Source organism: Sphingopyxis flava, assembly GCF_900168005.1.
In the GTDB taxonomy this organism is placed as follows: Bacteria; Pseudomonadota; Alphaproteobacteria; order Sphingomonadales; family Sphingomonadaceae; genus Sphingopyxis; species Sphingopyxis flava.
The window spans coordinates 81,374-104,575 of the sequence record NZ_FUYP01000015.1 but is presented as its reverse complement, the minus strand read 5'-3'; the positions used below and the strand labels follow the sequence as shown (position 1 = coordinate 104,575).

General features: G+C 64.1%; 18 protein-coding genes and 1 pseudogene. 7 read left to right on the top strand and 12 right to left on the bottom strand.

Annotated elements, in window-relative coordinates; translation table 11 throughout:
• Positions 1-449 precede the first annotated feature (449 nt).
• Positions 450-1,382 (top strand): type II RES/Xre toxin-antitoxin system antitoxin, encoded by a 933-nt coding sequence (parS, locus tag B5X69_RS13270; RefSeq protein ID WP_139375788.1) that lies wholly within the window; start codon positions 450-452, stop codon positions 1,380-1,382.
• Between the two features lie 205 nt (positions 1,383-1,587).
• Positions 1,588-1,926 (top strand): annotated as a pseudogene (locus B5X69_RS21985) (IS110 family transposase); the annotation flags it as partial.
• 191 nt (positions 1,927-2,117) lie between these two features.
• Here the strand turns inward: B5X69_RS21985 and B5X69_RS21520 are convergent.
• From B5X69_RS21520 to B5X69_RS21515, 6 genes are all read right to left on the bottom strand, one after another.
• Positions 2,118-2,396, bottom strand: coding sequence for a hypothetical protein (locus B5X69_RS21520; protein ID WP_176141599.1), 279 nt, complete (start codon positions 2,394-2,396; stop codon positions 2,118-2,120).
• 148 nt (positions 2,397-2,544) lie between these two features.
• On the bottom strand, positions 2,545-2,787 hold the full coding sequence (locus B5X69_RS13260) for a hypothetical protein (protein ID WP_079639185.1): 243 nt from the start codon (positions 2,785-2,787) through the stop codon (positions 2,545-2,547).
• Positions 2,784-2,966, bottom strand: coding sequence for a hypothetical protein (locus B5X69_RS21000; protein ID WP_139375787.1), 183 nt, complete (start codon positions 2,964-2,966; stop codon positions 2,784-2,786). The genes B5X69_RS13260 and B5X69_RS21000 overlap by 4 nt, the downstream gene beginning before the upstream one ends.
• A 214-nt stretch (positions 2,967-3,180) precedes the next feature.
• Positions 3,181-3,999: an MFS transporter gene (locus B5X69_RS13255; RefSeq protein WP_079639184.1), complete on the bottom strand. Its 819-nt coding sequence runs from the start codon at positions 3,997-3,999 to the stop codon at positions 3,181-3,183.
• 10 nt (positions 4,000-4,009) lie between these two features.
• A complete protein-coding gene (locus B5X69_RS13250; protein ID WP_079639183.1) occupies positions 4,010-4,696 on the bottom strand; it encodes an MFS transporter in 687 nt (228 codons plus the stop codon).
• Positions 4,697-4,812: 116 nt separating this feature from the next.
• On the bottom strand, positions 4,813-4,989 hold the full coding sequence (locus B5X69_RS21515) for a hypothetical protein (protein WP_176141598.1): 177 nt from the start codon (positions 4,987-4,989) through the stop codon (positions 4,813-4,815).
• Between the two features lie 419 nt (positions 4,990-5,408).
• Here B5X69_RS21515 and B5X69_RS13240 point away from each other — a divergent pair, with 419 nt between their 5' ends.
• The 4 genes from B5X69_RS13240 to B5X69_RS13225 all read left to right on the top strand — a co-directional run bounded on the left by B5X69_RS13240 (position 5,409) and on the right by B5X69_RS13225 (position 9,015).
• A complete protein-coding gene (locus tag B5X69_RS13240) occupies positions 5,409-6,071 on the top strand; it encodes an SRPBCC family protein (protein WP_079639181.1) in 663 nt (220 codons plus the stop codon).
• A gap of 10 nt (positions 6,072-6,081) precedes the next feature.
• Positions 6,082-7,299, top strand: coding sequence for a zinc-dependent alcohol dehydrogenase (locus B5X69_RS13235; protein WP_079639180.1), 1,218 nt, complete (start codon positions 6,082-6,084; stop codon positions 7,297-7,299).
• 80 nt (positions 7,300-7,379) lie between these two features.
• A complete protein-coding gene (locus tag B5X69_RS13230; protein ID WP_079639179.1) occupies positions 7,380-8,141 on the top strand; it encodes a histidine phosphatase family protein in 762 nt (253 codons plus the stop codon).
• The gene (locus B5X69_RS13225) at positions 8,134-9,015 is read left to right on the top strand and encodes an NAD(P)H-hydrate dehydratase (protein ID WP_245798733.1); all 882 of its coding nucleotides are present in this window, start codon (positions 8,134-8,136) and stop codon (positions 9,013-9,015) included. Before B5X69_RS13230 ends, B5X69_RS13225 begins: the two co-directional genes overlap by 8 nt.
• Here the strand turns inward: B5X69_RS13225 and B5X69_RS13220 are convergent.
• Positions 8,999-10,873 (bottom strand): bifunctional helix-turn-helix transcriptional regulator/alpha/beta hydrolase, encoded by a 1,875-nt coding sequence (locus B5X69_RS13220; protein ID WP_079639177.1) that lies wholly within the window; start codon positions 10,871-10,873, stop codon positions 8,999-9,001. The two genes, B5X69_RS13225 and B5X69_RS13220, sit on opposite strands and share 17 nt — an antisense overlap.
• A 213-nt stretch (positions 10,874-11,086) precedes the next feature.
• Here B5X69_RS13220 and B5X69_RS13215 point away from each other — a divergent pair, with 213 nt between their 5' ends.
• Positions 11,087-16,780: an autotransporter domain-containing protein gene (locus B5X69_RS13215; RefSeq protein WP_139375786.1), complete on the top strand. Its 5,694-nt coding sequence runs from the start codon at positions 11,087-11,089 to the stop codon at positions 16,778-16,780.
• A gap of 109 nt (positions 16,781-16,889) precedes the next feature.
• Here B5X69_RS13215 and B5X69_RS13210 read toward each other — a convergent pair whose 3' ends face one another.
• From B5X69_RS13210 to thpD, 5 genes are all read right to left on the bottom strand, one after another.
• A complete protein-coding gene (locus B5X69_RS13210; RefSeq protein ID WP_079639194.1) occupies positions 16,890-18,116 on the bottom strand; it encodes a mechanosensitive ion channel family protein in 1,227 nt (408 codons plus the stop codon).
• 69 nt (positions 18,117-18,185) lie between these two features.
• Positions 18,186-19,535, bottom strand: a complete 1,350-nt coding sequence (locus B5X69_RS13205; protein ID WP_079639175.1) for an MFS transporter — start codon at positions 19,533-19,535, stop codon at positions 18,186-18,188.
• 4 nt (positions 19,536-19,539) lie between these two features.
• On the bottom strand, positions 19,540-20,775 hold the full coding sequence (locus B5X69_RS13200) for an MFS transporter (RefSeq protein WP_079639174.1): 1,236 nt from the start codon (positions 20,773-20,775) through the stop codon (positions 19,540-19,542).
• Positions 20,776-20,795: 20 nt separating this feature from the next.
• Complete coding sequence (locus B5X69_RS13195) at positions 20,796-22,235, bottom strand: aspartate kinase (protein ID WP_079639173.1); 1,440 nt, start codon at positions 22,233-22,235, stop codon at positions 20,796-20,798.
• On the bottom strand, positions 22,232-23,152 hold the full coding sequence (gene thpD, locus B5X69_RS13190; protein WP_079639172.1) for an ectoine hydroxylase: 921 nt from the start codon (positions 23,150-23,152) through the stop codon (positions 22,232-22,234). Before thpD ends, B5X69_RS13195 begins: the two co-directional genes overlap by 4 nt.
• Positions 23,153-23,202: the final 50 nt, after the last annotated feature.

Genomic DNA, 23,202 nt, shown 5'->3' with positions numbered 1-23,202 from the left:
CTGCTCCCCGTCACTGCAACGTCGCGCCAACCTACGCAAATCCGTCGCAGAATAGTCCCCTCGAACGCCAATCGCTCCCGCCATCACGTGCCTCCAACTGTTCGCGATGGTGAATCAGAAAATCAGCCGCTTGGGAATCCACTCCGTGAGTCAGCCTCAACGGGATTTGGTATTATCCGGTCGCAGGAGACCGTCTTGCCGCAAAGGTCTGCTCTGTGTGAATTCACGCCTGAAAGCTGTCAGACCGCGATCCGCCAGGTAATGCAGAGAGCTTGCGGATAGAAGGCCGCATTTGGCGGCTTGCCGATCACCCGCCGCTAACCTTTATCTACAATGTGCCGATAATGGATCGGCATATTGTGAGGTGTGAGATGATGGCGGTTGCACGAATTCAGGAGTTGCTTGGCGGCGAGGCGGTGACGTGACCGCTGCACAACGAACGAGATATCGTGCGCCTGGTACGTCGTGGCGTACCAACCCAGGCGGTCGAGCATTTTTTGAAGGCAGCCGGGCTTCCGTTCAATCTGCTTGACCCCAAGGTCATCAGCCTTCGCACCTTCAAGCGGCGCAAGCAGACTGCGCAGCCACTGGCACAGGATGAGTCCGATCGACTGCTGCGCGTGGTCGGCATCGTTGCCGCGGCCGAGGAAATGTTCGGTAATTCCGACAAGGCGCAGCTATGGCTGAACCGCAAGAACCGCGCTCTCGATGACGAGACGCCTTTCGCGATGGCCGACACTGACCGCGGCGCGCGTGCGGTTGAAGCCCTGTTGGGACGGATCGAGCGCGCCGCATTGTCGCTGTTGGTGAACCAGGGTTCGGCCGCGCTGACGCTCCGCCGGATCGCCGCCGAATCGGGCATGAATGTGGGCAACCTCAACTATTATTTCCGCTCGAAGGAGGAGTTGATCCGCGAATTGCTAAACGCGGTGATCTCGAGCTATGAGGAGTCGTTCGACGAGATCATCCACGAGCCCGGCGCCAGCGCGGAGGCGCGGCTCGAGAATCTGGTGATGCTGATCCTCGAAGACATCACGACCAAGAAGACGACACGCTTCTTCCCGGAATTATGGGCGATGGCGAACCACGATCCCTTCGTCCACGACCGGATGAACGAACTCTACGAGCGCGCCCGCGTTTCGCTCAACGAGCTGATCGCCGAGATAAACCCCGCCCTGCCCGACGATGAGCGCGAGATATTGGCGCTGTTCATTTCGGGATCGATGGAAGGGCTTACGATGTTCGCGGGCTTCGAAAAGCCGTGGAATGCGCAAATGCCGATGCTTGAGATAATAGCGCGTCGCTCGTTCGTTCATCTCGCCCGGACATTGCGGCCAGGCGAAATCAAGCAGAATCTTGCTCCCGCGGCGTCGGGAGCCTGAACAATATTGCGCAGGATGGCCGATGCACGAATATGACGTACTCGCGCGAGTGCCGGCCATTGGCCAGAAGCACGAGATTGCTGGAAGGTTGGTTGCCCTCCGATAGGATGAAGTAGGGGCTCACGATGGTTGACCGGGCCCCGCATCAAAGGAGGACAACCGCGGCGCAGTATATAGGACCCGACCTTCTTCAAAAGGCACTTCGATATCGGTTCATAAGGATGGCAAGCGCGTCTTGCGCGGCAGCTGTGCATCCGGCCCAAAGCTGCTCGCAGAAGTGATCTGCAACGCGCACCGAACGCCGAGCGCGTGGTATTCGAGACCCGACCCCTTGTCGGTTTGATTTTACCATGCGCTCAAGGGGGGAGGGGCCGCCAGCGATCTGCATTGATGCGCGGCATGACAAAGCCGCTCTCGATATGGCCGCAACCAAGACGGATGCGAACGACGCTGGCGGCGCGGCGCACCTGGGCGAGGTTGGTTCTATCGAGTGGTTCGCGTCAAAGGTTTCGACAGCATGTTGATTCCCACATTGATCAGCGCGGGCTTTTCAAGATGCGGGGAATAGGCTTGACCCTTCGGAGGATAGGCGCCCAACGAGAGCGATTGCGCGATACCGCTGGGATGGAGACTGGCAGGCGTGGAGCCCATCGTGCCGAAGAGCGCCGCCCGTCTCGAATTGGCGCGCCACATCGCTGCACTCGACCCAAGCGACGCGTTCATGACGCAGTCTGCTCAGCGAGCGCTGATGCCGTTCTTGCTCCAGGCGGACGGGCGCATGGGATCGCGCCGCGACGCTGACGGAGCGCGCGCATTCTCCGCGCTGGGGCCGCGGATCGTGTGCAATTGGGTGAGGCACGCGGCAACGTCACTCAAGAACTCAGCCTCGGAAAATGCGCCCGCGCGGCGACACGCGTCGATCTTGCGTCCGATGATGCTCGGCCCGCCATCCCCATATCGAGATTCGATGGCGAGCGCCTGGCCCCAAAGGTCACGGTCGGCCCTCATGCCCATGGCTTGCGACTCCATTATATTTGCCCAAGTCTAACATGGTGCGGGTCACGGACCAACAGGCTCCGGTCGGTGAAGCGGAAAACGCCGCGGACAAGATTCTTGAATCCTAACTCGGGTTATAATCAGGCGTGAGGATGCGACCGCGTCGTTACCGCGGCTGCCCCTCCCGCTTGCGCCCGGCGCGTGTATCATCTTCTTCGCCGACGCGCGTTCCGCTCTCAGGGTTATAATCTGCCGGAATGCTCCCGCCGCTTTCGGGATCGCGTGCAGGTTCGCGATCGAGCGTATCGCTCGGTCGCCTCGCGGCCCCCTCGGGCTGGTTCTCCGTTGAGATGTTCGGATTTGTGCTCTTTTCGGTCGGCACGTGACCGGTCTTGCGAAATCTTGTCATTTCTTGCCCCCTTCCGGCGAAGCTGGCCGGCTGTGCGCCGCTCGATCCTTCGCGGTCGGCCGCGCGTCGTTGACCGATACCCTATCGGCAACATGGCTGACCGGTGGCTTTTCTCTAGGGCGGATTTGTTCGCCAGGGCCGCTTTGCGTGCCGTCGTCGCGGCTATCAGGCCTGTTCATTGTCCATCTCCTTGCATGACGTTCAAGAGACGCATCCCGGGGCAACGAAGTTGCGCCGGTCGCCATGACAGAAGCTCGAATCCTCTCGCAGGACCCGTACGCGCCGGATTGTCTGCGCCGGCGGCTTCTTTGTGTCGCATCGGCGAGGTCCCGGCCCGACGCCATGTCTCAGGACCGCTCAGCGCAGGAGGGCGGAAACATTGGGATGGGTCAATCAGTTCGGCGCGTCCGCGCTGCTTCGCGCAGCCTGCAGCCGACTGTAGCGGCGCCGCACACGCAGTTCGCGCACCAGGCTTGAAGGAACAGCGGTGAGCGCCTTGAGGCCGGTGACGGTCGAGAAATTGTGAATCGTCCCGCGCGTTTCGCGAAGCATGTGACGCACGATCTCTTCGCGCCCGACCTCACCTTCCTCGCGCACGAAACCGAGGCGGTGCAGCGCGTAGAGGCCGAAAAGGGCCGACAGTAAGAAGTAAAAGTCCCAATTGCTTAGCGCGAGCGAAAGATAGGTATAGACGCCTTCGGGGTTGGTCCAGCGCCCGACCAGTTCAAGCTCGCGCGCCGCGAAAAAGTCGGCGACCATGCCGCCCAGGATCGGAGCCGATCCTGCTGCCAGCGCTGTCACCACCGCACTCGCGGCCAGATAGGAGGCTGCTTCGCCCCGCGGTGACAGCTTGAGCGCGATATTCGCGGTCGCGAGAGTCACGCCGGCGACCGCAGCGCCCATCAAGAGGTGGAGGCCGGCAAGCCATGCCAGCCGTAACCGCTCGTCGGCAATTTGCGAGCCACCGATCATCGCAGCGATGCACATAATATAGAGCGGCGCCGCGACGAGCAGGACCGACTTGTTGGCAAAGCGATCGGCAGCAGCGCCCCAGTTGCGAAGGGTGATGGCGTTCGCAACCTGGCTCGCGATCGACAGCGACATGACTACCGTCATGTCGTAGCCGAGCTGGCGCACGAGATAGACGGTGAAGGAGGGCGTCGCGAAGTTGATGGCGAATTGCCATGTCCCGAGAAAAAGGATGAGCTGCATGAAATTGCCATCACCTAGCAGCCGCGATGAGTTCCTCGGCAAGCCCCCGCCCGGCGCTTGCGATATCGGGCATGCGCGGTTCGGGCATGCGCGCGACGATCCACGCGCTGAAAAGGCCCGCGGCGCAGCCCAGCACGTAAAGCCCGGCAAAGGCAAAGTCGCGCATGGCGCTTCGTTCGGGCGTCCACTCGAGGGCAACGGCAGCGCCCAGTCCGGCAAGGAGCGTAGTCAGCGTTGCGTAAATGGTGCGCCGGGCGAATATCCGCCCGATGCGGTCCTCAGGCGCCAGATCCCGCATCCAGCTGTTCCACGCGCAGCCACCGATGGCGCCGAAGAAACACAGAATGAGCGTCGCGGCGACAAGGACCGGAAGCGCGAGGGCTCCTGCGAATGGAGCAAATGCCATCACCGCGAGCATCGACCGGCCAGCAACGCTCGAGAGAACCGCAATGCGCTTTCGCTGCCGGATACGCTCCACAAGCGCGATGGCTGGCACTTGCGCGAGCTGGGCGAGGAACGGCAGGGCGGCGAGAAGTCCGATTGTTGCGTTATTTGCACCCAGATGGAGCGCGAAGGCCGTCAAGACGACCCCGGTTGTGAGTGCAGCCGTGGCGTTCGAGAAAAGCGCTTCGATAATAAGGCGGCGAAGACCGGTTTCGAGCTCATCATCGCCGATAGCGGATTGCGGCTCGAGCATCGAACCTGCTCCTGCGGCGCCCTTGCGAGTCACGATGGGCCACCGCGCCGGCGCCGGGAAAACCCCTCAGGATGCATTATCTGGCGGCGCAGATAGCGGAACACTTCCCCCGCCCGCTACTCTACGCCTGCTTCGCGCGCCTTTGCCGCGGCATGTTCTTCGGCGCGTCGCTGCCGGGTGGCTTCTTCCGTCAGCTGCTTTTGGGCGCGCGAGCGCCGATTGTTCGCGATGGCCCAAAGCAGCCCGAGACCAAGGAGGATCGGTCCAAGCACGGCCATGATCATCCATTCCATCATCATATCCTTTCAACGCAGGGACAAAGACTCCCTGGGAAGCGAGCCTTTTCGGCTCTCCTTCAAGCGCAGCGGCGGGCCCACTGGTTCCAATTGCCCCTCGAAGATGGCTGCGCAGCCAACGGTCGCAGGCCAAGATCAAACTCGCGGCAAGCTTTGCGAAAACCCGTCGCAAACGCCTGATCTTAAAGCAGATCAAGAATTGGCAGAAATGGCGGGGCGTATGCGCTCATGGTGGGAACAATCGCAGTCGGCTTCTCGTTGGCGTGGCGAAAGCCGGGTCAGCGTCAATAGGGCACAGATTTGGATTATTGTCCCGCCGCCCAAGGATGGGCTGGCGTGCGTGCCGCGGGGCGCCCCGGCACGCCGCGCGGGTCCTTCTCTCGCCGGGTGGGCAAAAGAAGCGAGGAGATAAGTCGATGCCAGGCGAACAGCGCGGCGACAAGCGGCCGCTTTACACGGCCGTAGCGGGGCTTGGCCTTGCTGCGGCGGGCATTGGATTTGCAGCTTTGCAGCGCAGCAAGCGCAAGAAGAGGGCAGCTTCCATTTCCGACGCGCCCCATTGGACACTGGAAAAGCAAGGCTCGCGCGCGCTGTTCGGAAAATCGCTTCTGATCAACCGGCCGAAAGAGGCGCTCTTCGCCGCGTGGACTGTCGAGCGCTTCCCTGAGTTCATGGAGAATGTCGTGACGGTTGAGCCGCTCGGCGAGGGCGTATCGCGCTGGACGGTAAAGGCGCCCGCGGGGCGGAAGGTGACGCTCGTCAACCGCATCACCCGCGTCATAGCCGGCGAGGCGATCAGCTGGCAGAGTGAACCCGAAAGCGATATCGCAAACAGCGGCGAGGTACGCTTCGACGATGCCCCTGGCGGCCGGGGGACCTACGTCCATCTCATCCTCGCCTATGAGCCCCCGGGGCGCGCACTGGGACGACTGGGCGCCAAATTGGTCCAGCGCGAGCCCGAAGTGCAGGCGCGGCGCGATCTTCATCGCTTCAAGCAGCTGATGGAAACCGGCGAGGTGACCACCAACGCCGGCCCATCGGCACGCGCCTCCGAACATCCCGCAAAGTCCCATATCTGAGGAGCTCATCATGCGAGCCGTCACCTGGCAGGGTCGCCACAAGGTCAGCGTCGAAACCGTTCCCGATCCCGAGATCGTCAACCCGCGCGATGCAATTCTGCGCGTCACCTCGACCGCCATCTGCGGCTCGGATCTTCATCTTTACGACCGATATATCCCCGGAATGCGCGCCGGCGATGTCCTCGGGCATGAATTCATGGGCGAAGTCGTCGACACGGGCGCTGCATCGACCCTTGAAATAGGCCAGCGTGTCGTAGTCCCCTTTACGATCAGCTGCGGGCAATGCTTCTTTTGCGAACGCCAGCTCTATAGCGCATGCGACAATGCCAATCCTTCCGAAACGCGGGATGCCTCGGACGTGATGATGGGGCACGCGATGGGCGCAGCCTTTGGCTACGCGCATCTCACCGGCGGTTATGCAGGCGGCCAGGCGGAATATGTACGCATTCCCTATTCGGACGTGGGGCCCGTCGTTATTCCCGAGGATCTCGCCGACGATGATGTCCTCTTCCTCTCCGACATTCTTCCCACCGGCTGGCAGGCAGCCCTGAACGCCGACATCGAGCCCGGCGACACTGTCGCGATCTGGGGCTGCGGCCCCGTCGGCCTCTTCACCATCCAGTCGGCGCTGCTTCTCGGCGCGGCGAGGGTGATTGCGATAGACCATTTCCCGACGCGTCTTGCGCTCGCGCGCAAATATGGAGCCGAGGTGCTCGACTATCGCGAGGTCGACGTTCGCGAGGCGCTCGACGAGATGACGGGGGGCATCGGGCCTGATGCCTGCATTGATTGCGTCGGCATGGAAAGCCACGGCTTCACGCTCGACAATGTCGTCGATCAGGTGAAAGCGAAATTCTACCTTGCGACCGAACGCCCTCATGCGCTGCGCCAGGCGATCCTTGCCTGCCGCAAGGGCGGCCGCCTGTCGATCCCCGGCGTCTATGGCGGGTTCGCTGACAAGTTTCCGCTCGGCCAGCTGATGGAGAAGGGGCTGACGGTGAAAAGCGGGCAGACGCATGTCCAGCGCTACACCGGTGAGCTCTTGCGCATGATCCGCGAGGGCAAGTTCGATACGGTCTCGCTGATTTCGCACCACGCATCGCTCGAGGATGCCGCCGACATGTACCGGCGCTGGCACGATGAGCAAAATCTCTACACCAAGATCGTGCTGAAGCCCGGCATGGCTCGCGGAACCGTCCGGGCCGTGCAGCAGATGGAGCAGGTCTGAGCGCGCCAGCTTTCGATGCCGATGGCGCCGCAACCGCTTCGGCCTCGCCGCGTTGGAATTGTCATGAAAGAGAATTTCCGGTGACGCCGCGCTGGCCTTCGACGCTTTGGGTTGTGCGCCACGGGCAAAGCGCGGGCAATGTGGCGCGCGATGCCGCGCACGCGTCGGGCGCCGAGCGCATCAAGCTCGACCACCGCGATGTCGATGTGCCGCTCTCCGCCCTGGGGAGAGAGCAGGCGCGCGCGCTCGGTGAATGGTTCGCAGCCGGCGAGGCCGGCGCGCGGCCCGAGGTCATGCTTGCCTCACCCTATGTCCGGGCGGTCCAGACTGCCGAGATATTTCGCGCGGCGGGCGGCTGCGAGGCGCAAGAAAAAATCTGCATCGACGAGCGACTGCGCGAAAAGGAGTTCGGCATCCTCGATGGTCTCACCAGCCTTGGAATTGCAGCAGCGCACCCCGAGCAGGCTGGATTTCGCAGCCTCCTTGGGAAATTCTATCACCGCCCCCCCGGAGGCGAGAGCTGGTGCGACGTTATCTTGCGGCTTCGTTCGCTCCTCGACACTGTCTCGCTCCATTATGGGGGACGCCGCGTGATGATCGTCGCGCACCAGGTGGTGGTGCTTTGCCTGCGCACAATCATCGAAAATCTGTCGGAGGCGGAAATTCTCGCGATCGACAGCGAGGGGGATGTCGCCAATTGCGCGATAACCGAATATCGTCTCGACCCCGATGCGGGCCGTGACGGCGCCCTTGTGCTTGCGCGCTATAATGTGACGGCTCCCATCAAGCGCAAAGTGCCGGTAACCCGCGAGCCCGATGCGATGGTTGCCGCGCGTGGCTGATACGGTCGCGCTCGATTCGGGGTGGCTGAAAGCAAACCCGCTTCCCGATCATCGCGGCAATATCGACAAGAACGGCCGCGGGCGCATGCTTCTGATCGGCGGCTGCCGCCGGGTGCCCGGAGGAACGCTCCTGACCGCCGAGGCGGCGTTTCGGGCCGGCGCGGGCAAAGTCACCATCGCGACCATCGCGTCGGCCGCGATTCCGGCGGGTATCGCGGCTCCCGCCTGCGCGATCCTCGCGCTTCCCGAGACCGAGAGCGGGGAGATTGCGCCCGAGAGCGCCGATCTGCTGGTGGACGAGATCGGCCATTTCGACGCCATCGTTATCGGTCCAGCAATGGGCGACGAGGAGACCGCTCGCGCGCTCTTGGGGGCGCTTTTGCCGAGGCTCCCCAAGCAGCTCCTTCTGCTGCTCGACGCTGCCGCGCTGCGTGTCGCTGCCGATCATTCCGCTGCGATCGCCGCGCGCGGCGACCAGATTGTGCTCACACCGCACGAAGGCGAGCTTGCGGCTCTGCTGCGTGCCGAGAAGGAGGAAGTATCGCGTAATCCGCTCGCCGCTCTTGCCCGGGCCCAAGACCGTTTTGGCGCAGCGGTCATGGTCAAGGGTGCCACAAGCTATTTGATGGCGGACGATATCTGCCTTTCCTATGCCGGAGGCGGATCGGGCCTTGCTGTCAGCGGTTCGGGCGATGTGTTGGCAGGCCTGATAGGCGGTCTCGGCGCCCAGGGATTGTCTCCGCTTCAAGCGTCCGCCTGGGGCATATGGCTCCATGGCGAGGCGGGACGACGCCTTGGGGAAACGATGGGGCCGATCGGCTATCTCGCCAGCGAACTCGCATCTTTCATACCCTCGCTCATGCGGGGCGTTTGACCGCGCCGGCCATGGCGTCAAGGCGGTCCGATATCAGTTCAGGGGCAGCGTAGGCCATGAGGCGCCCGTGGTTTTCAAGAACCTCGAAGGCGGCGGCGGGGATGCGTTCGCGCCAATAGGCGAGCGCGGTACCGGGTTCGGACAAGGTGTCATGTGCGCCCAGCAGCACCGACCATCCGCGGCCGTCGATCGCGTAATGGCCGCCGATCCCCTGGGCCAGAGCGGCTTGCTCGCGTACATATCCCGCCAGGCGGCCGGTGGTGAACATGCGAATCGCGCGGTAATAATCGTCGACGATATGTTCGTCCGCGACCAGCGCCTCGTCGGGCGGACTTCCGCGCATGGATTTGCGGAGCGCTTTGGCAAGGAAGCTTCGCGTCATTGCCCGGGTAATGAGCCGGGCGGCGGGCAAGATGAGATCGGGCCGCTGATAATAGGCTTCCTTGAACGAACCGAGCACGCCCCAGCGACGTTTGTCGCGCGTCGCGGGGGGATCGGGATTGACGAGGACGACAGCGCCGCAGCGGTCGGGGTAGAGACCGGCGAAGGCAGCGACAACCTGCGCGCCGCCACGCGCCACAATGGCTACGCGATCGATCCGGAGCTGGTCGAGTACGATCCGCATGTCGTGCGCAGCGGGCTCGAACGGATCCGACGGGTCGCTCTCGGCGCATCCTCGCTCCATGTCGGTCAATCCAAAGCCTGGCCGGTCGATGGCCAGGACCCGGTATCCGCGCCGCATGAGTTCGGCGACCAGCCGTCGGGGCGGGTGGCGGGTCGTCATGCTGCTGTGCACGATGACCACGGGGCGACCGCCAGCAGGACCGTAATCGGAGATGGCGATCCGGCCGCCGCCCGGGCGATCGATAAAGCGCAGCGGCTCGGCCGCGCCGCTCATCCAGCCAACCCGGTCGTGGCTCGCATCAGCCAGCGCCTGCATGGCCGTGACGGCGCTCAAGGAGCGGGCGAGGGCCGGGGCGCCCGAGACGCCGAAGGTTTGGAAGACGATATCGGCCTGCTTCTTGACCGTGGCCTCCGAGAGGCCGAGCGATTGCGCCGTCTCCCCCCGCGTCAGGCCTTGCGCGAGCAGCATAGCGATCTGTGCCTGGCGCGGCTTGAGGCCCCAGCGGTCGGTGAGCAATTCAACGGCTTCTTCGCGGTTGGGAAAGATACCAAGCGACAGCAACGACAGGCGATGCAGCAGTCCCGGCATTCGTGCGACGCCGACTTTCGCAAGCGCAGACGACATTGCCTCGCGCGCGGTCGCATAGCTCAGCTTGGCGGCCGCGGCGCCGGAGCGGATGCTGCCCGATCGGAGCGTTGCCTCGACCACGCGGGCTTCAAGGCCGGTCATCCCGAAGGCGGCGCAGGCGCGCCGCAGTGGTTTTTGGGGCACGGCCGAGGTGGTGACGACGAGCACGCGCCGTCGGAGCGCCTCGGCCAGACGCCCCTTCACTTCATCTGGAAGATCCCAGTTTAAAGCTTCGCGCGCCGGGACATAGGCCAAAAGAGGATGCGCGCCTTGTTCGTCCGGTTGCGCAAGCTGCATCGTTCGCCCGTGCAGCGTCGCTTCCGCCATATCCCAGTCGATAAGATCATGAGCATCGGCAGGCGAGGTGTCGGAGACATAGGCGAACTGCCGTTCTGCCGGATCGACGACGAGAAGGGCGAGCGCATCGATATTCACAACCGAACGGGCACGATATCCGTGAGCAGCGTCGAGTGCGTGAAAATGTTCCTCTACCGCATCGGGGTTCCGGCGCACCTGATCGAGCAGCATTTCCGGGACCGCCAGCCATTGCTCTGCATAGTCCACCGGCTGTCCCGCCGCGACTTCGTCCGAATCGATTATCCCCATCGCACAATATGATAGCGGCACACGCCCGGCCGGTCACCACCCTCATACCCTACAAATGGGGATAGGCCGCGGTCAGCTCCAATGCTTTTCCTCGCCCCAAGGGGCAATGAGCGCTCGTTCCGGAAAATTCGGCCGTCGTGCCGGTGCCGGGCGCGGCGCTGACGGCGCTTTCGCCATTGCTCGTGGGCGTTACGTAAAAAAGGGGATGAGATTGTGAAGAGGCGGACTTTGAATCGTGCGGCGCTGTGTGCAACGACCGCGCTGGTTACGGCGGGCGTCGTGCTGGCGGCTCCCGCGGGCGCAGCGGAACTGGGCCGCTTCGTCCCCGCCGGCGGGCCGGCTTCGGTCGACAATCCGGCGGATGAAACAATCGAAGGCGATCGCATCGGCGTTTATTCGCGAGCCAGCCAAACCACCATCACCAATGCGGGCACGATCCGGGGCAACGGCAGCGCCGATGGGCTCGATGTGTTGCCCGAGGGCGGCATCACGCTCGACGCAGGACCCGCCACCATCACCAACAGCGGCACGATCACGGGTGCGGGGCACGGAATTTCGACCGCCTATTTCTATGATTCGCAGACACAAATTCTCGAGGGGCGCGCGGTTGGGGTCGCCGTGGCGAACAGCGGCACGATTGCGGGCGAGAGCAATGACGGCGTTCGCCTGATCGGCGGCGGTAGCGTGACCAACAGCGGGACCATCATGGGCGCCGGACGCGCCGACGCCGACGGCGTGTCGGTCTATGCTTATGACGACCAGAATCTCTCGGACGTCACCGCGATCGGGACGATCACCAACGCGCAAGGGGGCACGATCAGCGGCGTGCGCTATGGCGCAATCCTGTTCGACGGCGGCCTCGTCGACAATGAAGGGGTGCTGACCGGCGGCGCCGGCGGTCTCTGGGTGCAAGGCAACGACCCAGCTGGCAACAAGACGGCATCGGTGACCAATGCGGGCACCATTTCTGGGGGAAGCGGCCTGACTTTTGCCAATGTGCTTGCCTCGTCGGAACTTGTGAATAGCGGGACCATCACCGGCAATGCGGCTCATGGGGTCGCAAATGGCTCGTTCGGCCGCGCATCGATCACCAACGAAGCGGGCGCGACGATCGTCGGGGCGACTAGCGGCGTCTATGACGATGAAGGCGGGATCGATCTCGTTAACGCGGGCACGATCCGGGGCGAAGGCGCCTATGACGGTTTCGATGCGCCCCCCGACGCCGGGGTCACGATCCTCGGCGCGCCCTCGACGATCGTCAACAGCGGCCTCATCTCGGGCGCCGGCGCGGGCGTGACGACCGCTTATTACTTCAACCCTGCAACCGGCCTCGTTGAAGGACGAGCAGCGGGCACGACGGTTGACAACAGCGGGACCATCGCGGGCGAAAGCAACGACGGCGTTCGCCTGATCGGCGGCGGCAGCGTGACCAACAGCGGCACGATCTCCGGTACGGGCCGCGCTGACGCCGACGGCATTTCGATGTATGCCTATGACGATCAGGCGGCTGAAGATTACAGCGCGCTCGTCACCAACGCGGCGGATGGCACGATCGAAGGCGATCGCTTCGGCATCATATTGTCGGGGGGCGGCGACGTCGACAATGCCGGCGCCATCACCGGCGTTGCCGGCGGCGTCTATGTCCAGGGCACTGCGCTCAACAGCGGCGACCGCAGCGGCGCGACCGCCGCCCTCGTCAATTCGGGCAGCATTCGCGGCACGGGTGATCTCGGCGGCACCGATGGCGACGGCTATGGGGTCGGCTTCGGCAGCGACATGTCGAGTGCGACCCTCGATAACAGCGGGTCGATCAGCAGCGACTTTGGCGCCGGCGTGGCGCACGGATCGCGCGCCGTGGTGACGGTAACGAACGCCGCGGCGGGCACGATTACCGGTGCGACATCGGGCATCTATTCGAATGGGACCGGAACGCTCGATGTCATCAATGCCGGTACGATCCGGGGCGAAGGCGCCTACGACGGGTTTGATGCCCCGCCCGACGCGGGCATTACCATCGGCACGGCGTCGTCGAGCGTGACCAACAGCGGCACCATCTCGGGCGGCGGCGCCGGGATCACGACCGCCTATGTGTTCGACGCGGAGATTGGCGCATTGGTCGGCCAAGCGGTCGGCACCGCCGTCGACAACAGCGGGACGATCAGCGGCGAGAGCAATGACGGCGTTCGCCTGATCGGCGGCGGCACCGTGACGAACAGCGGGGCCATCAGCGGCACCGGGCGTGCCGACGCGGACGGCATCTCCATGTACGCCTTTGAAGGCCAGGCGAGCGAAGCGTACAGTGCGCTCGTCACCAACGAGGCGGGAGGCACGATCGAGGGGGATCGCTTCGGCATCATATTGTCGGGCGGCGGCGACGTCGACAATGCGGGAAGCATCGCGGGCGGCGACGGCGGCATCTTCATCCAGGGCACGGCGCTCGACAGCGGCGAGCGCAGTGGGCTGACCGCGAACATCGTCAATTCCGGCAGCATCACGGGCGGCCGCGATGACGGGATCAACGGCTACGGGGTCGGCTTCGGCAGCGACCTTGCAAGCGCGACGCTCGACAACAGCGGCACGATCAGCAGCGCCGCGAGCGCGGGCGTGTTCCACGGGACGCTCGGGGATGTGACAATCACGAACGCCGCGGGCGGCTCGATCGAGGGCGGCACCCATGGCGTCTTTGCGAGCGGCGAGGGAAGCCTCGCGCTGTCCAACGCCGGCACGATCCGCGGCAACGGCACCTACGAGGGCAGCGAGGCACCGGCCGATGCCGGCGTCATGATCCAGTCGGCGGGCGGGGCGGTTGAAAATAGCGGCACCATTTCGGGCGCTGGCTACGGCATCGTGACCCAGCTCTACTTTAACGACGAAACGGGCCAGATCGAAGCGCGCGCAACCGGCACTGAAATCGCCAACAGCGGAATCATCCGCGGCGACACCAACGACGGCATCCGCCTGTTCGGGGGTGGCTCGATCGTCAACAGCGGGATCATCGAAGGCGTCGCGGGTGCCCTCACCGACGGCGTGACGATCCAGGCATTCGCCGGCCAGGATACCAGCGGCCAATCGATGCTCGGCAGCGTCGTCAACGAGGCCGGCGGGACGATCGCCGGCGCGCGCTACGGCGTGCTGGCGGTCAGCGGTGCCTCGGTCACCAACGCCGGAACAATCTCGGGCAGCGAGACCGGCGTCGTCATCGGCCGCCAGAACAGCAGCGGCAAGGCGGGCGAACTGGTCAACACGGGCACGATCAGCGGCGGCGTGCTGATCGACGTCGACAGCGCGACGGCGAGCAACAGCGGTACAATCCTCAGCGAGACCGGCGTCGCTTTCACATCGCTCGGTGCGATAACGCTGACCAACAGCGGCACGATCAGCGGCGCGAACGGCGTTGCCGTTCAACTGAGTGCCTTCGACGATGCCGTCACGCTTCAAAGCGGCAGCGCGATCAGCGGCGCGATCGATGCAGGCGCAGGTGCGGACAGCCTCACGCTCGATGGCGATATTCTCGAGCTCACCGAGGCGCAGCAACTCGGCGCCGCGACGGGCTTTGAAACGCTCGAGGTTGCGGCAGGCTATTGGACGACCGCGGGCGTGGTCGGCGAATTCGACCAGGTCACGATCGCCGAGGCTGCCGCGCTCCAGGTCAACGAGGCCGATCTCGGTGAGGGCGAAGGGCTGTCCTCCCCGATCCTGACTTCGGCGGTGACGACCAACGGCCGGCTCGTGCTCAACTTCAGCGAGAATGACGTGGTGTCACAGCTCGACGAGCTGTCGATCACCGGCACGGGCACGATCGAACTGATCGGCGAGGCGGTCTTCACCGTCGACACCGACACGGTCGCTCACACGGGCGGCACGCTGATTTCCAACGGCGGCCTCGTGCTCACCGGGAGTCTCCTCGGTGACGTGACCACGTCGGGGGACGGCAGCTTCCAGCTCGGCGCGGGCGGAACCGAAGGCCAGTTCGCGGGCGATATCGTCAACGACGGGCGTTTCATTTTCAACCGCTCGGACGATTATGATTTCCTCGGCGCCTTTTCGGGCAGCGGTGTCCTCGACAAGATGGGAGCCGGCGTCCTGACCTTCAGCGGCGACTATAATTTCGATGGCATCACCAACATCCTCGCGGGCTCGGTTCGCATCGGGGGCCTGATCGATCCTGAAACGGTCTTCGATCTCGGCGGGGGTACGCTCGACATCTCGGGGAACGATCAGACGATCGGCGGCCTGTCGGGCGGAGAGGGCGCAACGGTTCAGATGGGCGAGAATGATCTCACCGTCGACCAGGACGAGGATAGCGCCTTTGCCGGGACGATCTCGGGCACCGGCGGCTTCACCAAGGAGGGCGCCGGCAACCTCAACCTCACCGGCAACAGCGACTATACGGGCCCGACCTCGATCAACGGGGGTACTCTCTCGGTCAACGGCTCGATTGCTTCGTCGCCGGTGACAGTCGGCGACGGCGGCACGCTCGGCGGCAATGGCATCGTCGGTTCGACCAGCGTTGCGGGCGGGGGCACCATTGCGCCCGGCAATTCGATCGGTCGCCTGACTGTCGCGGGCGACCTGGCTTTCGCCCCCGGGTCGGTCTTCGAAGTCGAGGTCAACGCCGCGGGCGAGGCGGACCGGGTCGACGCGACGGGCGCGGTCACCATCGCGAGCACGGCGAGCGTGTCGGTGCTGGCAGAGGATGGCAACTATAATCCGCGAACCGATTACATCATCCTGACGGGCGCGGATGGCATCACCGGAACCTTCGGGTCGGTGACGAGCGACCTCGCCTTCCTTGATCCGCTGCTGCGCTATGGTCAGGGCGTCGTGACGCTCTCGCTCTATCGCAATGATATCGACTTTGCCGATGTCGCGGTCGGGGCCAACCAGGCGGGGGTCGCGGCCGCAATCCAGGCGCGCGGAATCGACGATCCGCTATTCGAGACGCTGCTGGTCCAGAATGCGTCAGGCGCTCAAGCCGCCTATGGCGAGCTGTCGGGCGAGATTCTCGCGAACACCCTGAGCGGTCTTACCGATGACAGCCGCCACCTGCGCAGCGCGCTGCTCGGCATGGAAGCGCCACAGGAAGGCGGCGCCTTCATTTGGGGCTCGGCGTTCGGTGGCTGGGGCGACTTCGACGCGCAGGCCGGCGGCCGCGGCGTCAAGACCGACCATAAGGGGCTCGTTGCAGGCTTCGGCTACGGGGGCAACGGATTTGCCGCCGCGCTCTCGGCCGGGATCGGCAATTCGGACTTCCGCGCCGACGGGCGGAATGACCGGGCCAAGGCCGACAGCAAATATCTGGCAGCGCACCTCGCTTATGGAACGGGAGAGGGCTTGCGCGGTGCTTTCGGCCTTGCCTATGGCTGGCACGACGTCGACACGACGCGCTCGGTGGTCTTTGCGCCGCTTGCACAGTCGCTGAAGTCGGCGCGCGACGCGAACACCCTCCAGATCTTCGGCGAGGCGGGCTATGACTTCGCCATGGGCAAGGCGGCGTTGACGCCCTTTGCCCGGCTTGCCCATGTTCGCACCAAGAGCGATGCCTTCGCCGAAGCCGGCGGCAACGCGGCGCTCGCGATCGCGGGAGCCAAGCAGGAAACCACTTTCCTCAGCCTTGGTGCGCGCGCCCGCTTCAATATCGGACAGCCAGGTTTCCAGCCCTATGTTTCGGCTGCCTGGAATCGCGCCTCGGGTGACCGTGGAGCGCCGGTGGGGGCGGCGTTTGCGAGCGGTGGCGGCTCGCCCTTCGTGCTGACCGGCACGCTGATCCCGAAGAACTCGGCCGAGATCGAAGCAGGCTTCGATTACACGAGCGGCCCCTTCCGGATCGGCGCCGCCTACAGCGGCACGCTGGCGTCGGACCGCCGCACGCACGGGGCGCGTGTGACCGCGAGCTTTGCCTTCTGACCTGACCAGTCGGAGGAGGCCCGCGTTCGAAGGCCGGAGCGAACTTCCCGTCGCTCCGGCCTTTTCCCTTTGGCCAGGAACAAGGCCGCCAATAAAAGAGGTCGCCGGGTCAGCCCGCTAGCCGCTGCAGGTCTATGCCGCTCGGCTCCTGAAAGACGCGAAGGTGAAACTCCGGCAGGATCGCGAGGAGATGGTCGAAAATGTCGGCCTGAATATCCTCATAATCGACCCACGCTGTCGTCGCGGTAAAGCAGTATATCTCAAGCGGCAGACCTTGCGGCGTCGGCGCAAGCTGGCGCGCGATCAGCGTCATGTCCTTGGCGATGCGGGCGTCGGCACGCAGATAGTTGAGGACATAGGCCCGAAAGAGGCCGATGTTCGTGAGCCGGCGCGCATTGACCGGCTCGCGGCCCGCCTCGCCAAGGCGCGTATTCCACTCACCGAGCTCATTGCGTTTGCGGTCAAGATGCTCGCGAATGAGAGCGATCCGGCCCAGCTCGCGGCGTTCGTCGCCGGACAGAAAGCGAATGCAGCTTTGATCGAGAAACACCGCGCGCTTGATCCGGCGACCGCCTGATTCCGACATGCCGCGCCAGTTCCGGAAGCTTTCGGCGATCAGGCGGTGGGTTGGAATAGTCGTGATGGTCTTGTCCCAGTTCTGCACCTTGACGGTGTGCAGCGCGATGTCGATGACGTCGCCGTCAGCCCCCATCTGGGGCATTTCGATCCAGTCGCCGACACGCAGCATGTCGTTCGAAGTCAGCTGAACCGAGGCGACAAGCGAAAGAATCGTGTCCTTGAACACAAGCATCAGCACCGCTGCCATTGCGCCAAGGCCCGACAAAAGCAGCAAGGGCGACTCGTCCATCAACGCTGCGATGATCAAGATCGCCGCGCCCGCATAAAGCAGGATCTGCAGAACCTGGATATAGCCCTTGATCGGCCGGCTCGCCGCATCCGGACGACGCTCATAGATGCGATTTGCGAAGCGAAGGGTCTCGCTTATCGCCATCGCGACAAAGAGAATGATCGAAGCCGAAACGACATTGCTGACGAGCGTCGTCACCGCGGCAGGCAGGTGCGGCACGGCGCCGATCCCCGACGCGACGATCAGCGCCGGAACGATATTGGCAAGGCGCGCTGCAATCGGCGCCGGCGTGGGGCCGTCATGGGGCAGCAGGCGAAGGGCAAACCGAAGGAGCCCGTGCTTGACCGCGAAATTGGCGAGCCACGCGATGCCGGCGAGAAGCAACGCGGCGGCGAGGGTCTCCGCCCACGGCGGCAGACCGACAAGAAGGGGAATGTTGCGGAAGGCGGAAAGGCTTTCGTTCGTCATTTGCTGCATGGTGTCAAACCCGCGCGTGCGGGCCTCTTCTCCAATTGTCGGCATCAGGGGTGATCTCGCTCAGCGAGCGGATCTCGGGGCAAAGGGGTCTTCGCGTAGCGACTTCCCGGCGGTCTCGGGCATATAGTGCAGCGCGACGAGGCCGATAAGGCAGGCGATCATCATATAATAGGCCGGCATGAGCTGGTCGCCGGTCCAGTTGATCATCGCGCTGCCAATGGCCGGCGCGGTCCCGCCGAAAATCGACGTCGAGACATTATAGGCAATTGCAAAGCCGGCAAAGCGTACCGGAGTCGGGAACAGCGCCGGGAAATTTGCCGAGATGGTCGCAAGTTGCGGCACGTAGAGAAGGCCCAGCAAGACGAAAGCAACGATAGCGCCCGCGAGCCCCGTGCCCATTAGCATGTAGAGGGGCACGACCCCTGCCAGGAGTCCGAGCAGCGAAATGCGCCACATGGGGCGCCGTCCGATACGATCGGAAAGCGCGCCGGCAACAGGCAGGAAGCACATCATGAAGACCATGCCGATAATGGGCACAATCAGCGCCTGGTCGGCTGACAAGCCGATACGGCGCTGCAGATAGGTCGGCATATAGCTGAGCAGCGTATAGTTGACGACATTGAGCGCGACGACCAGCCCGCCGACAACGAGGAGAGGACGCCAATGATCGCGGATCAGTGCGCCGATGCCGGGCGAACGCTGCGCCTCGGCGACGACGCATTCTTCGAGGAAGATCGGCGTGTCGTCCATGCGCGAGCGCAAATAGGTGCCGATGAGCCCCATCGGCGCGGCGATCAGAAAGGGAATTCGCCAGCCCCACTCGTGCATCGCCGTCTCGCCAAGGGTCAGCGAAAAGAGCAGCATGAGCGCCGCGCCCAGCGAAAAGCCGGCGAGCGTCCCGACTTCGAGGAAGCTTCCAAAGAAGCCGCGGCGCTCATCGGGCGCATATTCGGCCATGAAGGTTGCCGCACCGCCATATTCGCCGCCCGTGGAAAATCCCTGCACCATGCGCAGCAGGATCAGCAAGGTCGGCGCCCAGAAGCCGATACGGTCATAGGAGGGGATCAAGCCGACCCCGAAAGTCGCGCCCGCCATCAGCAATATGGTCAGCGCGAGCACCGACTTGCGGCCGATGCGATCGCCGAGCGGTCCCCAGAAGAGGCCGCCCAGGGGCCGGACCAGAAAGGATATGGCAAAGGTCGCGAGTGCGAAGAGCACCGCTTCGTCGGTGTCGCCTGGAAAGAGCGCGGCCGAGATATAGGTCACCCCATAGGCGTAGATGCCGTAGTCGAACCATTCGGTCGCGTTGCCCAGCGCCGATGCCGTTATCGCGCGTCGCAGTGTCGAAGGATCGGGCGCAGCTACGCAGGCCGGTGCGGTATCGGAAGGCAAGGCCGTTTGCGTGGTCATGTCGTCACCTGTTGGTATCGTGGGGGGGTGCTGCCGGATCGAGGAGCGCCGCGGTTGGCGTGGTGCGCGGCAGGATCTGGAAGTCCTGCTGCGCCTCGCCCGGTACCGCCTCGCTCGCCACGAGGCGCCAGAGGCCAAAGCCGAGCAGGACGCCCGCTGCGAGAGCGATGAAGATGAAAAGGCCGCCCGCGCCCGCGCCTGTCATGACCGCCGCGGCGCCGACCGGGCCGAGCGCTGCACCAACAGAATAGATAAGGACGAGCTGCGCGCTCGCCGTTACCCGCTCGGAGGGAGCCAGTCGATCATTGGCGTGCGCCACGCTGAGCGGATAAAGTGCGAAGCTGAGCCCGCCGAAGGCAAATCCTAGCGCAAGCAGCAACGCGCCATCTGGCTCCAAGGCGAGCGCAATGCTGACGACGAGGGTCAGGGCGAAGCCGCCGATGATAACCTGCCTGCGGTCATAGCGATCGGACAGGCGCCCCAATGGCCATTGCAGCGCAACCCCGCCAAGGATCACCGTTGTCATGAAGGTAGCGGTGTCGCTGAGGCTGAGACCGATCCGGCGCGCGTAGATGGCGGCGAGACCGTAGAAGGCGCCGAGCAGCAGCCCGGTGATGCCGGCACCGGCGACGCCGAGCGGTGAGGCTTCAAACAGACGCTTTAGCGGCAGGGAGGCCGCATCCTCGAGCGGCGGCGCGGCGGCCCGCGTCAGGCAGACCGGGATGATCGCGAGCGAAATCAGGATCGAGGCAAGCTCGAAGGGTATCTGCGGCGCGCTCGTTCCCGAGCGCAAGATGAGCTGGCCGAGCGCCTGCCCCGAATAGAGCGCGACCATGTACCAGGCGAGAATTGTCCCGCGTGCCGCAGCGTCAGCGCGTTCGTTGAGCCAGCTTTCGACGCAGATGAAAACGCCGGCGACGCACATACCGTCGACCAGGCGCAGCGCGGCCCACAGCGCGGGATGCTGAAACAGGGCATAAGTGAGCGTGCTCGCCGACAGCAGCGCCACGAAGGCGGCAAAGGCCCGGATATGACCGACGCTGCGAACCACCTTGCCCGCTCGCAGGGCGCCAGCGACGAGTCCGGCAAAATAGGATGCAGCGACGAGGCCGATGACCATGGTGCCGCTTCCTCCTCGTTCGAGCCGCAGACCAATCAACGTCGAGAGAAAGCCGGCACCAGCCATCATCACGAAAATCGCGGCGAGGAGGCTGCGCACAGGCAATATGACTGCAATCATCGGCCGCGCCCGGCACCGCCTCATGCGGCGCGCCGGCCCTCCGCGCTCGAACCCTGATCCTCGACGAGGGCCTCGTGCAGCACGCGCACTGCTGCTTCGAAATCGCGGCATTCAAGAATGAACTGGACGTCGACGTTGCGGATCTGATGCTGGAGTGCGATGATGCCGATCCCCGCCCTTTCGAGCGCGCTGAGTGCATCGGGGACGAGCCCGCGGCGCGATATGTCGCTGCCGATCGCCGCGACCATCGCCACAGGCTGCGCCGAGATGGAGGCCTCGGGATAGTCTTTCTGCAGGTCGGCGATCACGCCCTTCAGCGCCTCGGCGCTTGCCGACAGATAATGGGTGATCGTGTTCGCATTCGACGATTTGCTGACGATCCATATGCGGTGCCGCGTCAGGGCGTCGAGGATCGCGGCATCATAGCCTTTCACCCCGACCATATCCTGCTCAAAAAAGGTCAGCGCCTGCATCTGGCGGATACCTGTGACGATTTCGACCCTTGGTACGTCGGAGACATAGTCGCCGGTTACCAATGTGCCTCCATCGTCACGGTCGAAGCTGTTGCGGACACGCAGCGGAATCCCGCTCTGTCTCAGTCCGCGTCCGGCGCCGGGGTGGATCGCCTCCATGCCGAGGTTCGCAAGCTGGTCGGCGACATCATAGTTGGTGCGGCCGATCTTGCACGCCTTCTCCTCCCCCACCAGCTTGGGGTCGGCGCTCGACAGATGGAACTCCTTGTGGATGATCGCCTCGCGCGCGCCGGTGACAACCGCGAGGCGCGAGAAGGTCATTTCGGTATAGCCGCGCGCATAGCGACGAACCATTCCGCCCTCGCATCCCGCATAGCCGGTGACGATCGGCATCGTTGTTGCAAGGTCGATCGAAGCGAAGGCGTCCTTGAGCCGTTCATCAAGGCTTCCAAGATGGTCCTGGTCCCACAATGTCAGATCGACGAAGCACGCGTTCACGTCCCGGTCGCGTAGCAGCATCGCGGTGCTGTGCCCGCTATGGGCCTCGCCAATCCCGGCGAGTAGCTCGCGGACCGTCATCAGCTGTTCCTTGACGCAAAAGCGGCCGTGGGCGCGCAGTCGCGCCAGATCCTCGAGGCAGGCCGTAACCGCGTCGATGCGCTGGTCCACGAAAGCATCGGCCTCGGCCCGGCTTTCGGGCCGCGCGAACATCGCCGCGTTACGCGCGTGCATTACGCTGCGGACATTCTCCATCGCCCCGCGCCAGCCCCCGGCATCTTCGTCGGCGACAAAGCGGCCGTATACGCCCGGCGCGCCGCTCTTCTTGTTCTCGAGCAACAGGTCTGTCATCCCCGCATAGGCCGAGACGACGAAGATGCGGTTATAAAGGTCGGCGCCCGATCGGCCGCCGATCAACACATTGTCGAACAATGTCGCCGTCGCGGCCATCGAGGTGCCGCCTATCTTCTCGACGCTGTGCCCCTTCATGCCGCCACAGCCTCGACGAGCGAGCCTCTTTCGATCGTCAACGGCCGGGGATCGCTGCGATGCGCAAGGAACCATGGGCGCGGCTTGTCCACCCCGAAGGGCGGCCCCAGCCGGTTGCTGAGGGCGTTATAGACGAGGAAGGCGTTGGCACGGGGAAAGGGGGTGATATTGCCATTCGATCCGTGCATCAGATTGCAGTCGAAGATAATCACCGTTCCCGGCTTGCCGGTCGGCGCCACGATGCCGTGCTTGTGCGCGAGCTCGGCAAGGCTTTCCTCGTCGGGCACGCCATATTCCTGGCGCTTGAGCGAGCTGAGATAATGATTGTCCGGGGTTTCGCCGACGCAGCTTAGAAACGTGCGGTGCGATCCGGGTATCAGCATCAGCGGTCCGTTGTGCGGGGTATTGTCCGCGAGCAATACCGACATCGACAGCGCGCGCATCCGCGGCATGCCGTCCTCGACATGCCAGGTCTCGAAATCGCTGTGCCAGTAGAATTCCTTGCCCGTGAAGCCGGGCTTATAGTTGAGGCGCGACTGGTGGATATAGATGTCGTCGCCGAGCAGGAAGCGCGCGACATCGGCAAGCCGCGCGTCGGCGGCGAGGCGGGCCATCACGGGGCTCTGCGCGTGGATCTCGAAGATCGAGCGGATTTCCTTGCCTTGCGGCTCGGTTACGATCGTGTCGCTGTCGAGCGCGTCCGGATTCGCGAGCAACGCGCCTGCAGCCTTTTGCAGGAAAGCCACCTCTTCGGCCGAGAAAATATCCTCAAGGACGATATAGCCATCGCGGTCGAACTGCGCGGCCTGCGCCGCGCTGAGCGGCGCGTCATCGGTCCATTCGCTATGAAGAACGGGGTCCTGCCGCGGCCGCATTTCGGCCTCCGCAGCGCGGCGTGAGGGGTAGAGGTCTTGCATCGGACGTCTCCCTTTTCATTTTCTGGTGATTCTGGTGATTCTGGTGATTC